Raw genomic sequence first — 12,470 nt, forward strand, 5'->3', positions numbered from 1 at the left:
GTCTCCTTAAATACAAAAACTAATACTATAACGCAAATAGTAAATAGACTATTGGCAATGTGAAAATGATACTATCAAATCTGTCTAAAATCCCACCATGACCAGGTAATAAATTTCCTGAGTCTTTAACGCCGTAGTACCTTTTATATGCAGATTGTACGAGATCACCTAATTGACCAAAAATCGAAACAAGAACAGCTACTAGTACTAAATATAGTATTGAATGATTTAAAGTTAACATAATCGATAAAATTACTGCAACTACTACAGCACAAATAATTCCACCGATCGAACCTTCAATCGTTTTATTGGGACTAATATCAGGCCAAAGTTTTGTTTTACCTGTGGCTTTCCCAATAAAATATGCACCCGAATCAGTTGCCCATATTACGAATAATGGGAAGAAGAAGTATGAAATGCCCATATTTCTCATCTCGTACATATAATGAAATCCGTAACCTACATATAAACTACTTAGCACTACAAAAGAAGCATCTTCAAAAGTAAATGTATTCTTTGTAATTACCGTATATGATAAAAGTAATAGGATTAGTACAATTGAAATTTCAGTTTTACCGATTTCTATAGGAAAAAGGTTATTTGATAAAGCAGTTGGTGTAATTGCTACCCATGTTAAGATTAATCCAAGTACAGTTTGTGCACTAAATAAATTAAACTTTTTCATTCTAATCAATTCAAAATAACCGATTGTGCCAAGTGCAAATACAAGTAACCCGAATGGCCATTTACCAAATATTACTAATCCTAAAAATAAAGCTCCAGCTATAACTCCTGTTATAATACGCTGTTTCAAGTTCGTTCACCGCTTTCTTAAATACCACCATATCTTCTTGCTCGATTTTGATATTCTTTTATAGCATCAATTAAACTTTCTTCGGTAAAATCGGGCCATAATACATCTGTAAAATATAGTTCTGAATAAGCAATTTGCCAAAGCATAAAATTACTAATCCTTAATTCACCACTTGTTCTAATTAACAAATCTGGATCTTTAAAATCACTAGTCATTAAATAACGATTGAACAAGTCTTCATTAATTTCTTCTTTATTTATTTTATTATCCAATACATCCGAAGAAATCTTTTTAACAGCAGAAATAATTTCGTCTCTAGATCCATAATTTAGAGCAAAATTTAATACCATACCCGTATTATTTTTTGTTTCCTCTACTGCTCTTAATACTGCTTCTGTTGTATAGCTTGGTAATTGCTCTTTATTTCCAGTTAACCTTACCTGCACATTTTCTTCGATTAATTCAGGTAAAAATGTCCCTAGAAATTCTTGTGGTAACTTCATTAAGAATTCTACTTCAGTTTTAGGTCTTTTCCAATTCTCAGTTGAAAAAGCATATAACGTTAAAGTCTTTACACCTAATTTACTAGCAGTTCTTGCTATTTTTCGAACTACTTTCATTCCCTCATAGTGTCCTTTAACCCTTGGTAGATTCCTCTTTTGTGCCCATCTACCATTACCATCCATTATTATTGCAACATGCTCAGGAATTACTCCGTCGACCCCATTTAATTGCGAACTTGGAGGTACATTTTTCTCTTCTTTATTTCTTTTAAAAAAAGAAATTAATTTAAACATCTTTAATCCTCCGTTTAAGTATATCTAATTAAAGCATTGAGTAAAAAAACCCCCTTAAACAGAGGGTCTTTTTACTCAAAGCGCTTAGTTTATTTAATTATAATGCAATAATGAAATTATGTAATAGCATAATGTGAAAAATTCATTATTTTTCTAAGCGCTAGTAAGATATACCTTGCAATGCAGTATTAAACTTCCATTATCTCTTTTTCTTTTTCTTTTGTGATTCCATCGATTTTTTCGATATGTGAATCAGTTTGTTTTTGAATGTCTTCTACAAGACCACGTAATTCATCTTCAGTAATTTCGCCATTTTTTTCTGATTTTTTAAGATCATCATTTGCATCACGGCGGATGTTACGTACTGCTACTTTAGCATCTTCAGCAGATTTTTTAACTACTTTTACTAAATCGCGACGACGCTCTTCTGTTAATGGTGGGAAACTAATTCTGATTACAGTTCCATCATTTGAAGGATTTAAGCCTAAGTCAGCTTTTTGAATCGCTTTATCCATATCATTAATTACTGTTTTATCGTAAGGTGTAATTAATAATAATCTTGCTTCTGGTACTGAAATATTTGCCATTTGGTTGATTGGCGTTGGAGCACCATAATATTCAACTAAAACTCTATCTAAGATAGCTGGGTTCGCACGACCAGCACGTACTGTTGCTAATTCCCTAGAGAAAGCAGAAACAGCTTTTGTCATTTTTTCTTTTGCTAAAGAAATGATTTGATTAGACATTTTTATTTCCCCCTTACTATTGTTCCAATATTTTCGCCTAGTACGGCACGTTTAATATTTCCTTCTTCCATAATTGAGAATACAATTAATGGAATATCATTGTCCATACATAAAGAAGATGCCGTTGAATCCATTACACCTAAACCTTCTTTTAATACGTCTAAATATGTAAGAGTTTCGTATTTTACAGCAGTTTTATCGATAGATGGGTCAGCTGAATATACTCCGTCTACATTATTTTTTGCCATTAAAATAACATCTGCTTCAATTTCAGCAGCACGTAATGCAGCAGTAGTATCAGTTGAGAAATAAGGATTTCCTGTACCAGCAGCAAAAATTACAACACGTTTTTTCTCTAAATGACGAATTGCTTTACGACGGATATATGGTTCTGCAACTTGACGCATTTCAATTGATGATTGTACACGAGATTGTACACCAAGTGTTTCAAGACTATCTTGAAGTGCTAATGAGTTCATTACAGTACCTAACATGCCCATGTAGTCTGCTGTAGCTCGGTCCATACCCATTTCGCTACCTGTTTTACCACGCCAAATGTTACCAGCACCTACTACTACTGCTACTTCAACATCAAGTTCTGCAATTTCTTTAACTTGCTCTGCAATTGATTTAATAACTGAAGGATTAATTCCAAATCCTTGTCCGCCAGCTAGTGCTTCACCACTAAGTTTTAATACTACGCGATTATATTTTGCTTTACTCATAATACCCTCCATTTACGTACATCTATGTATTTACGTTTCTTTAAAAAATAGGGAACACATAGTGTCCCCTATTTTCATTCAAAGTAACTAAATTAGTTACCTTTTACTTGATTCATTACTTCTTCAGCAAAGTTATCTTCACGTTTTTCTAAGCCTTCTCCAACTTCATAACGAACGAATGATTTAACAGTTCCGTTAGCAGCTTTTACGAATTGACCTACTTTAACGTCTGGGTTTTTAACGAAAGATTGATCTAATAAGCAGATTTCTTCGAAGTATTTACCAATACGTCCTTCTACCATTTTAGCAACGATGTTTTCAGGTTTACCTTCATTTAATGCTTGTTGAGTTAAAATTCCACGCTCATGCTCAACTTCTTCTTGAGAAACAGCATCACGAGAGATATATTTAGGGTTGATTGCAGCGATATGCATAGATACGTCTTTAGCAACATCTTCTTTAGTTGTTCCTTCTACAACTGAAAGAACACCGATACGACCGCCACTGTGTAAGTAAGCACCAAATGCGTCAGCATCTGTTTTAGAAACTAATTCAAAACGACGTAATGAGATTTTTTCTCCGATTTTAGCAATTGCATGGTTGATGTAAGTTTCAACAGTTTCACCAGTTTCCATTGTTTGTGCTAAAGCTTCTTCAACAGTTGCAGGTTTGTTAGCAACGATGTGTTTTGCAAGAACAGATCCTAATTCTTTGAAACCTTCGTTTTTAGCAACGAAATCAGTTTCAGAGTTTACTTCGATTAGTACTGCATCGTTTCCAGCTACTTCAACGAAAGTTAAACCTTCAGCAGCGATACGGTCACCTTTTTTAGCAGCTTTAGCGATACCTTTTTCACGTAGGTAGTCGATTGCTTTGTCCATGTTACCTTCAGTTTCAGTTAACGCTTTTTTGCAATCCATCATACCAGCGCCAGTTTTTTCACGTAATTCTTTTACCATTTGTGCAGTAATTGCCATAATAATTCATCTCCTATATGTAAGCTTATTTTATTCAATCGTTTTATAAGGTAAACAATTTTCGATTATTTTAACCTTAAAAAAAGGTGATAAAAGGCTAAAACCTCTTATCACCTTTCAATTTCTCATTAAGCAGTTGTTTCTTCGCCTTGTTTCGCTTCAAGAATCGCATCTGCCATTTTTGATGTAAGAAGTTTTACAGCTCTAATAGCATCGTCGTTTGCTGGGATAACGTGATCGATTTCATCTGGATCACAGTTAGTGTCAACAATACCGATGATAGGAATGTTTAACTTACGAGCTTCAGCAACAGCGATACGCTCTTTACGAGGATCAACAACGAATAATGCATCAGGAAGTTGCTTCATGTCTTTGATTCCGCCTAAGAATTTTTCAAGACGTTCTAATTCTTTTTTAAGTTGAATAACTTCTTTCTTAGGTAACACTTCGAATGTGCCATCTTCTTGCATTCTTTCGATATCTTTTAAACGTTTAACACGTTTTTGGATTGTTTGGAAGTTTGTTAACGTTCCACCTAACCAACGTTGGTTAATGAAGTACATACCAGAACGGATTGCTTCATCTTTAATAGCTTCTTGAGCTTGTTTTTTAGTACCAACGAAAAGGATGTTTCCACCTTCAGCAGCGATACCTTTCATTACGTTGTAACATTCTTCAACCTTTTTAACTGTTTTTTGTAGGTCGATGATGTAGATACCGTTACGCTCAGTGAAGATGTAACGTTTCATTTTTGGGTTCCAACGGCGTGTTTGGTGACCGAAGTGAACACCAGCTTCTAATAATTGCTTCATAGAAATTACTGACATTTTATTTCCTCCTAATGGTTCTTTTTCCTCCGCTCACGTCTTCTTCTCCTATCACTCCCAAACTGGGTAGCACCAATAAGAAAATCGGCAAGCGTGTGTATTAACACCATGGACTACTATAGCATATACATCATTATTTTACAAGAGAAAACGAGAAATTATTGTCGAAGTTTCAACAATGTTTGCTTTTACTTTACTCTAAATAATTCTATCTTCCATTTTCATCCTACTAAATGATTAACAAATGAATGCAATAAATTTAGTGATTTGTGAATTGAGAATTCACCTGACCCAATTACTGAATCATTATCAGTATTGGGAATTTTTGTTAATTTATTCAACTTAATCGTATTCTTCTTCATATTTTATTAAATTGTAAAAAAAGAAATTGTCAATAAAGTAAGTAATGTGAGGCTGATTTCCTTTATCTAATTAAAAACATAAAATCATTAATACTGATCATTTCTAATAGAATTGCCTGTTAAAATTTCTAAATTTACAATGTAGAAATTACAAGGCTCCTATTATTTTTTACTTAAAAGTTCCCTTAATTTAAAAATAGACTTAGCATGAATCTGAGAAACCCTAGAAGTCGATAAATTAATAATTGCTCCAATTTCAGTCAATGTTAACTCTTCATGATAATACAAGCTTATTACTAGCTGTTCTTTCTCATTTAATTCAGTAACAATCGTCTTTGCAAGTAGCCTTATTTGTTCATCTTTCAGTAGCATTTCTTCTGGTGTTAATGTTTCATGATCTTTTATTGTATGAATAAAATTAACTTGTCCATCTCCTGCATCTTTGATTTGTTCATCTATAGACAACAGATTAGAGAAAAACACATCATTTATGACATTAACAACTTCCATCGAAGTATATCCAGTATACTCTGCTATTTCTTCAGGTGTAGCTTTTCTTTGAAGATCCGGTTCTAACTTTTCAATTGCAAAATCAATTTTTTTTGCCTTATCTCTAATTGATCTAGGTAACCAGTCTTCTTTACGAAGACCATCCAATATATTACCACTTATTCTAATTGAAGCATATGTTTCAAACTTTAAATCTCTTTTCGGATCAAATTTTTCTAATGCGTCATATAACCCCAACATTGCTAAACTGTGCAAATCATCTCTGCTGACATTTGAGGGTAATCTTTGAGCTATACGATTTACTTGGAAATGAACTATTGGCATATAAATCCGCATTAACGCATCTCCTGCATCTAAATCACGATCTTCAATCCACCTTTTCCAATAACTTTGTGAAACATTTTTTTGAACTTGCAACACGTCTTTCACCTCAGCGAATTACCATATTATGTTTTATACTTGATTGACAATTTGATTTAAAATAGTGAGTTTTTGGTGAAAATATAATTTTTGGTCCTTCTTTTATTACTATTTAGCCTTTCAATTCCCCTAGCATTAAACGGTTAAATAGTAATAAATATGAATCTATTAATTTTATTCAATATTCGTTACGAATCAATCCAATTCGCATTCAAAAGCATCACGTTTATAATTTTATATACTAAGCCTCAAAATGCTTTTACAATGTATGTTTCGACAAAAACTCAATTGATCACTTTTCTATCCTTTTAAAAATTATATTATTAAAATTCTTTAATTTACCACTCATTTTTTAAAATAATGTGAAATTTTATTTAGCACATTAAGAAACATTAATTTTTTTCATTTTTTCAAAATAATTGTACCTATATTCCAGAATTCTATTTTTAATATAATAGATAATTTTTTAGGATGACCTGAATTTAGTTATACTTAATAAAGAACAAATTTAAAGATTACAAAAATCATGATTTATACTATTAAAAAAGCAGCCTTTTTTGATTAATTGTTGTTTAGTAATTAACTGTTTATGACAAAAATTTATTAAAGCTAACGAGGTAGACATAAAAATAGGCTTAAGACTAATGAAAGTAGGCTAAATCTAGAAACTTTCTCTATTTGTTTGATATTGTACTTCTTTACCTTCGTCTTAAGGAGAGTATTTATCTGGAGTGGAAATAAACTGACATATACTAAAAAACAACAATATAGTTGAAAACAGTATAAAAGTAAAAACACCAGCACAATTCTATTATCTAAATCCCTCACAAAAAAAATGTTTATATTTTATCACTATAATCAAGTAAATATTTTTTAATCATACCATAATTTCCAATTCGTCTATATATCTCATTTAGACAAAAAAGGAAAATAGTCTCTATTTAGCTAATCATTTTATTCTAATATAAAAATCTGTACAATTCTAACCCTTTTTTAATTTAATAAAGACAAAAAAACCTTTTCCCAATTTTTATTGAGAAAAGGTTTAAATTTAATTTTATCTTTTAGTCTTCATTAAGCAGTGACTTTATTATTAGTTAGATTTTAATTTCTCTAACTCTAATAAGAATTTATCATTTAGTACTTTAATATAAGTACCTTTCATACCTAATGATCTAGACTCGATAACACCAGCACTTTCTAATTTACGAAGTGCATTTACGATCACTGATCTTGTAATTCCTACACGGTCAGCGATTTTACTTGCTACTAATAAACCTTCATAGCCATTTAATTCTTCAAAAATATGTTCAATTGCTTCTAATTCGCTATAAGAAAGAGATGAAATAGCCATTTGTACAACAGCTTTACTTCTAGCTTCTTCTTCAATTTCTTCAGCTTTTTCACGTAGAATTTCCATACCTACTACTGTAGCGCCATATTCAGCTAAGATTAAATCATCATTTTCAAAATCATGATTAATTCGAGCTAGAACAAGAGTACCTAAGCGCTCACCACCACCGATAATCGGTACAATAGTTGTTAAACCGCCAGAAAATAAATCTTTATTTTCAACTGGGAATGCAGTGTGCTCACTATTGATGTCTATATTTGATGATGTTTCATTAATATTAAATAGGTTTTGTGTATATTCTTCAGGGAATTGGCGATCGCTGAACATTTTTTGCATACGTTCATTTTCAATTTTTTGGTGAAGACCGTAACCTAATAATTTCCCTTTACGACTTAAAATAAATACGTTTGATTCAATAACTTCTTCTAATGTATCTGCCATTTCTTTAAAGTTAACTGGCTTCCCTGCAGATTGTTGTAATAACTTATTAATCTTTCTTGTTTTTTCTAATAATTGCATCTTTCTAAATGCCTCCTATTTAATTGTACGTTTCCTTTGAACCTCTTAGTGATCTCATGGTTGAATTCAAAAGTGTTCTTAGCTAAATCATAAAATGAATTGACTTATATCTTTATCTTTTGCAATATTTGCGAGCTTTTCATTTACATATTGTGGTGTAATCATAATTGTTCCCATTTGAATTTCAGAAGCTTCAAACGATAGGTCTTCAAGAAGTTTTTCCATAATAGTATGCAATCTTCTTGCGCCTATGTTGTCTGTTGTCTGATTAACTTCAAATGCTATTTCTGCTATTCTACGTATAGCATCGTCAGAAAATTCGATTTGTATACCTTCTGTAGACAATAAAGCTTTATATTGTTTAATAATTGAAAAATCAGGCTCAACTAAAATACCAACAAAATCTTCAACAGATAATTTCCCTAATTCTACACGAATCGGGAAGCGACCTTGTAATTCAGGTATTAAATCTGATGGTTTGGAAATATGGAATGCACCAGCTGCAATAAATAGAACATGATCCGTTTTAACCGGTCCATATTTTGTCACAACCGTACTTCCCTCAACGATTGGTAAGATATCTCTTTGTACGCCCTCTCTCGAAACATCTTGAGTAGAGTTTTGCTTACTTGCAATCTTATCGATTTCATCAATGAAAATAATCCCTAGTTGTTCAGCTCTAAAAACTGCTTCTTGTGTTACTTCATCCATATCGATTAATTTCTGAGCTTCTTCATTCGTTAAAATCTTACGAGCTTCTTTAACAGGAAGCTTTCTTTTTTTAGTTTTCTTTGGAAATAGACTACCTAATGACTCTTGGAAGTTCATTCCCATTTGTTCCATTCCAGTTCCTTGCATAAAATCTAGCATTGGAGCTTGTTGTTGCTCTACTTCAATAGACACAAGATCTTCTTCTAGTTTTCCAGATAATAGTTGAAATTCTATATTTCTTCTTTTAGATGTTAATTCTGTATCATTCTCTTCTTGCTCAGCATTCGAGTTTTGTGAATCTTGATTAAAAAGCATCTCAAGTGGGTTTTTGAATGAAGCTTGTTTTTTCGTACTTGGTGCTAGAAGTTTTACTAATCTTTGATTCGCATTTTTTTCAGCTTGATCTTTCACCTTACTCATACGCTCTTCTTTTACAATTCGAATAGAAGTTTGGACTAAATCGCGAACCATTGATTCGACATCTCTTCCAACATAGCCAACTTCTGTAAATTTAGTAGCTTCAACTTTAATGAATGGCGCACCAACTAGTTTTGCCATTCTTCTAGCAATTTCAGTTTTACCAACACCTGTTGGTCCAATCATTAAAATATTTTTTGGTGAAATTTCATCACGGAATGACTCTTCAAGTAAACTTCTACGATATCGATTTCTGAGTGCAATTGCTACTGCTTTTTTCGCTTGTTGCTGTCCAACAATATATTGATCAAGTTTTTCAACAATTTGACGAGGCGTGAAAGAAGTACTCATAATACACTCTCCTATTCTAATTCTTCTAAAATTATATTTCCGTTCGTATACACACAAATATCACTTGCAGTTTTTAAACTAGCATATGCAATTTGTTTTGCCGAAAGATTCTCACCTGCGTTTTCCTTTAATGCACGACCTGCTGCTAGAGCGTAATTCCCTCCAGAACCGATTGCAAGAATTCCATCGTCAGGCTCAATTACTTCACCAGTACCAGAAATTAATAATAATGAATTATGATCCATTACGATTAGCAATGCTTCAAGTTTATGTAATACTCGATCTGTTCTCCATTTTTTTGCTAATTCAACAGCAGCTCGTTGAATATTACCATTATATTCAACTAACTTGCCCTCAAAAAGTTCGAATAAAGTAAATGCATCCGCAACTGATCCTGCAAAACCAGCTAAAACTTTTCCATTAAAAAGCTTTCTAACTTTTCTTGCAGTGTGCTTCATTACTACTGCATTCCCAAAAGTTACTTGGCCATCACCAGCCATGGCACTTTTACCATCGTGTCTGATTGCGAAAATCGTTGTAGCATGAAAATTGGACATGTGAATCCTCCTTAGAAACGTCGATTAATTTCTAAAATTGAGCGTGTTTATGCTCTAGGATGATGTAAATTGTATACTTTTTGTAATCTTTCCTTCGTTACATGTGTATAGATTTGAGTAGATGATAAATTCTCATGTCCAAGTAATTCTTGAACACTACGAATATCAGCACCGTTATCAAGCATATGCGTAGCAAAGGTGTGCCTTAACATATGTGGATAGATTTTATTAGTCAACGAAGTATCTTTGATCATTTTTTCTAAAATACCACGGACACCTCTTGCCGTTAGTTTTGTACCACGGTGATTCAAAAAAAGATCGTCATTCATTTGCTTGTTAGCTATTATCAGTCTATTTCGGCCATCTTCTATATATGTATGAAGAGCTTTTTCTGCATAACTGCCAAAGGGAATATACCGCTGTTTATTCCCTTTGCCTGTTACTAAAATAGTCCCAATTTGAAAATCTATGTCTTTTAATTTCAAATTACAGCATTCGCTTACTCGGATTCCGGTAGCATATAGCAATTCTAAAAGAGCTTGATTTCTTTGTCCAAGTTCCGTATCTAGATTGCTAATCTTAAATAGTTTTTCAAGTTCTTCCTTGTACAAAAATCTTGGTATCATAGTTTCTTTTTTAGGAAGTGACGCTAATACAAAAGGATTCTCTTTTGCTTCATTTTCTCTCATAAGAAAACGATAGAAACTTCTTAAACAAGAAATATGCTTTGAGACTGTACGTCTTGATAGCTGTTTGTCATGCAAAGTTGTTAAATAGAGACGAACATCAGAATAAGTAACTGAAGAAAATGAAATAATGGATTGTTGCTCCATAAAAACTAGAAATTGTTCAACAATTTTTTTATAGCTATTTAATGTGTATTGTGAAGAGTTTTTCTCTAATTGTAAATACTGAATGAATAATTGACACAATATTTTAATATTCAAGGTAATTTCTCCTCACAAGCCACTACATACTAACATATTAAGTAGCTATTTGCAATTTATTTTCTTAACATTCTACAAAATTCATAATTGATTCTAATGCACGGTTTGCATAAGCTTCATATCGTTCTTGTTTTCTTTTAATTTTTACATCAAGTCTTGGGAATAGACCGAAGTTAGCATTCATAGGTTGGAAGTGTTTTGCACTTGTTGTCGTAATATAATTAGCCATACTTCCAATTGCAGTTTCTGCTGGGAATACGACTAATTCTTTCTCCATTACGTATCTAGCTGCATTTATTCCCGCTACTAAACCAGATGCTGCAGATTCTACATAACCTTCCACTCCAGTCATTTGACCTGCAAAGAATAAATCTTGACGCCCTTTAAAACGATAGGTTGCCTCTAATAGATTCGGCGAATTTATAAACGTATTTCGATGCATTACACCATATCGTACAATTTCAGCATTCTCAAGCCCAGGTATTAATTGCAATACTTCTTTTTGAGGGCCCCATTTTAAATGCGTTTGGAATCCTACTATATTATATAAAGTTCCAGCACTGTCATCCTGACGTAGTTGTACAACTGCATGTGGCGTCTTACCAGTCTTTGGATCCTCTAAGCCTACTGGTTTCATTGGACCAAATAATAACGTTTGCTTTCCACGTTTAGCCATTACTTCAACTGGCATACATCCTTCAAAGAAAATCTCTTTTTCAAATTCTTTTAAAGGAACTGTTTCTGCTGTAGTTAATGCTTCATAAAAACGATCAAATTCTTCTTCTGTCATTGGGCAATTTAAGTAAGCTGCTTCACCTTTATCATATCTTGATTTTAAATATACTTTATTTAAATCAATACTTTCTTTTTCTACGATTGGAGCCGCTGCATCATAAAAATAGAAATAATCTTCACCCGTTAATTCTTTTAATTGCTGAGATAGCTCAGGTGATGTTAAAGGACCTGTTGCGATTACTGTTGGTCCTTCAGGAATTTTAGTCATTTCTTCGTTATGCACAGTAACATTTGGATGATTTTTTACATACTCAGTTACTCGGCTAGCAAACTCATGTCGGTCTACAGCTAATGCACCACCTGCTGGTACAGCACACTCATCAGCAGATCGAATAATAACTGAATCTAATCTTCTCATTTCCTCTTTTAATACTCCTACAGCGTTCGTTAATGTATTCGCTCTTAGTGAATTACTACAAACCAATTCAGCAAACTTGTCAGTATGATGAGCAGGTGTTTGTCTAACTGGTCTCATCTCGTATAAATGAACTTTAATTCCTCTTTTTGCGATTTGATAAGCGGCCTCGCTTCCTGCTAAACCTGCTCCAATAACATTAATAAATTGTTCTTTCATTGTTAACTCCTTCTACGCTGATTCAATCTAAATTACGTAATAATATTTTATAATTTTTTCTTAAAGA

The 12,470-nt window shown here is 32.7% G+C and carries 12 protein-coding genes; all 12 read right to left on the reverse strand.

The features are described 5' to 3' along the window. Positions 1 to 25: 25 nt before the first annotated feature. Complete coding sequence (locus AN960_RS10755; RefSeq protein ID WP_056470844.1) at positions 26 to 814, reverse strand: phosphatidate cytidylyltransferase; 789 nt, start codon at positions 812 to 814, stop codon at positions 26 to 28. Between the two features lie 17 nt (positions 815 to 831). Next, positions 832 to 1,611, reverse strand: coding sequence for an undecaprenyl pyrophosphate synthase (uppS, locus tag AN960_RS10760; RefSeq protein WP_056470848.1), 780 nt, complete (start codon positions 1,609 to 1,611; stop codon positions 832 to 834). Between the two features lie 188 nt (positions 1,612 to 1,799). Beyond that, positions 1,800 to 2,357, reverse strand: a complete 558-nt coding sequence (frr, locus tag AN960_RS10765) for a ribosome recycling factor (RefSeq protein WP_056470851.1) — start codon at positions 2,355 to 2,357, stop codon at positions 1,800 to 1,802. Positions 2,358 to 2,359: 2 nt separating this feature from the next. Further along, a complete protein-coding gene (gene pyrH, locus AN960_RS10770; protein ID WP_056470854.1) occupies positions 2,360 to 3,082 on the reverse strand; it encodes a UMP kinase in 723 nt (240 codons plus the stop codon). Between the two features lie 92 nt (positions 3,083 to 3,174). Further along, on the reverse strand, positions 3,175 to 4,059 hold the full coding sequence (gene tsf / locus AN960_RS10775) for a translation elongation factor Ts (RefSeq protein ID WP_056470857.1): 885 nt from the start codon (positions 4,057 to 4,059) through the stop codon (positions 3,175 to 3,177). Between the two features lie 128 nt (positions 4,060 to 4,187). Further along, positions 4,188 to 4,886, reverse strand: coding sequence for a 30S ribosomal protein S2 (rpsB, locus tag AN960_RS10780; RefSeq protein WP_056470859.1), 699 nt, complete (start codon positions 4,884 to 4,886; stop codon positions 4,188 to 4,190). Positions 4,887 to 5,410: 524 nt separating this feature from the next. After that, complete coding sequence (locus AN960_RS10785) at positions 5,411 to 6,175, reverse strand: FliA/WhiG family RNA polymerase sigma factor (protein ID WP_056470861.1); 765 nt, start codon at positions 6,173 to 6,175, stop codon at positions 5,411 to 5,413. A 1,096-nt stretch (positions 6,176 to 7,271) separates the two neighbouring features. Then, positions 7,272 to 8,051 (reverse strand): GTP-sensing pleiotropic transcriptional regulator CodY, encoded by a 780-nt coding sequence (codY, locus tag AN960_RS10790; RefSeq protein ID WP_056470865.1) that lies wholly within the window; start codon positions 8,049 to 8,051, stop codon positions 7,272 to 7,274. A gap of 87 nt (positions 8,052 to 8,138) precedes the next feature. Then, positions 8,139 to 9,530 carry an ATP-dependent protease ATPase subunit HslU gene (gene hslU, locus AN960_RS10795; RefSeq protein ID WP_056470868.1) on the reverse strand — a complete coding sequence of 464 codons (1,392 nt, stop codon included), beginning with the start codon at positions 9,528 to 9,530 and terminating at the stop codon, positions 8,139 to 8,141. Between the two features lie 11 nt (positions 9,531 to 9,541). Further along, complete coding sequence (gene hslV / locus AN960_RS10800; protein WP_056470870.1) at positions 9,542 to 10,087, reverse strand: ATP-dependent protease subunit HslV; 546 nt, start codon at positions 10,085 to 10,087, stop codon at positions 9,542 to 9,544. Positions 10,088 to 10,134: 47 nt separating this feature from the next. Next, the gene (gene xerC, locus AN960_RS10805; protein ID WP_056470873.1) at positions 10,135 to 11,034 is read right to left on the reverse strand and encodes a tyrosine recombinase XerC; all 900 of its coding nucleotides are present in this window, start codon (positions 11,032 to 11,034) and stop codon (positions 10,135 to 10,137) included. Between the two features lie 64 nt (positions 11,035 to 11,098). After that, positions 11,099 to 12,403: an FADH(2)-oxidizing methylenetetrahydrofolate--tRNA-(uracil(54)-C(5))-methyltransferase TrmFO gene (trmFO, locus tag AN960_RS10810; protein ID WP_056470875.1), complete on the reverse strand. Its 1,305-nt coding sequence runs from the start codon at positions 12,401 to 12,403 to the stop codon at positions 11,099 to 11,101. Positions 12,404 to 12,470 lie beyond the last annotated feature (67 nt).

This window comes from Bacillus sp. FJAT-25509 (assembly GCF_001420605.1).
Lineage (GTDB): Bacteria > Bacillota > Bacilli > Bacillales > Bacillaceae_G > Gottfriedia.

Bases quoted from the DNA above. Each gene is read 5' to 3' on its own strand.
- uppS (WP_056470848.1), bottom strand. From the start codon at position 1,611: ATGTTTAAATTAATTTCTTTTTTTAAAAGAAATAAAGAAGAGAAAAAT.
- frr (WP_056470851.1), bottom strand. From the start codon at position 2,357: ATGTCTAATCAAATCATTTCTTTAGCAAAAGAAAAAATGACAAAAGCT.
- pyrH (WP_056470854.1), bottom strand. From the start codon at position 3,082: ATGAGTAAAGCAAAATATAATCGCGTAGTATTAAAACTTAGTGGTGAA.
- tsf (WP_056470857.1), bottom strand. From the start codon at position 4,059: ATGGCAATTACTGCACAAATGGTAAAAGAATTACGTGAAAAAACTGGC.
- rpsB (WP_056470859.1), bottom strand. From the start codon at position 4,886: ATGTCAGTAATTTCTATGAAGCAATTATTAGAAGCTGGTGTTCACTTC.
- codY (WP_056470865.1), bottom strand. From the start codon at position 8,051: ATGCAATTATTAGAAAAAACAAGAAAGATTAATAAGTTATTACAACAA.
- hslU (WP_056470868.1), bottom strand. From the start codon at position 9,530: ATGAGTACTTCTTTCACGCCTCGTCAAATTGTTGAAAAACTTGATCAA.
- hslV (WP_056470870.1), bottom strand. From the start codon at position 10,087: ATGTCCAATTTTCATGCTACAACGATTTTCGCAATCAGACACGATGGT.
- trmFO (WP_056470875.1), bottom strand. From the start codon at position 12,403: ATGAAAGAACAATTTATTAATGTTATTGGAGCAGGTTTAGCAGGAAGC.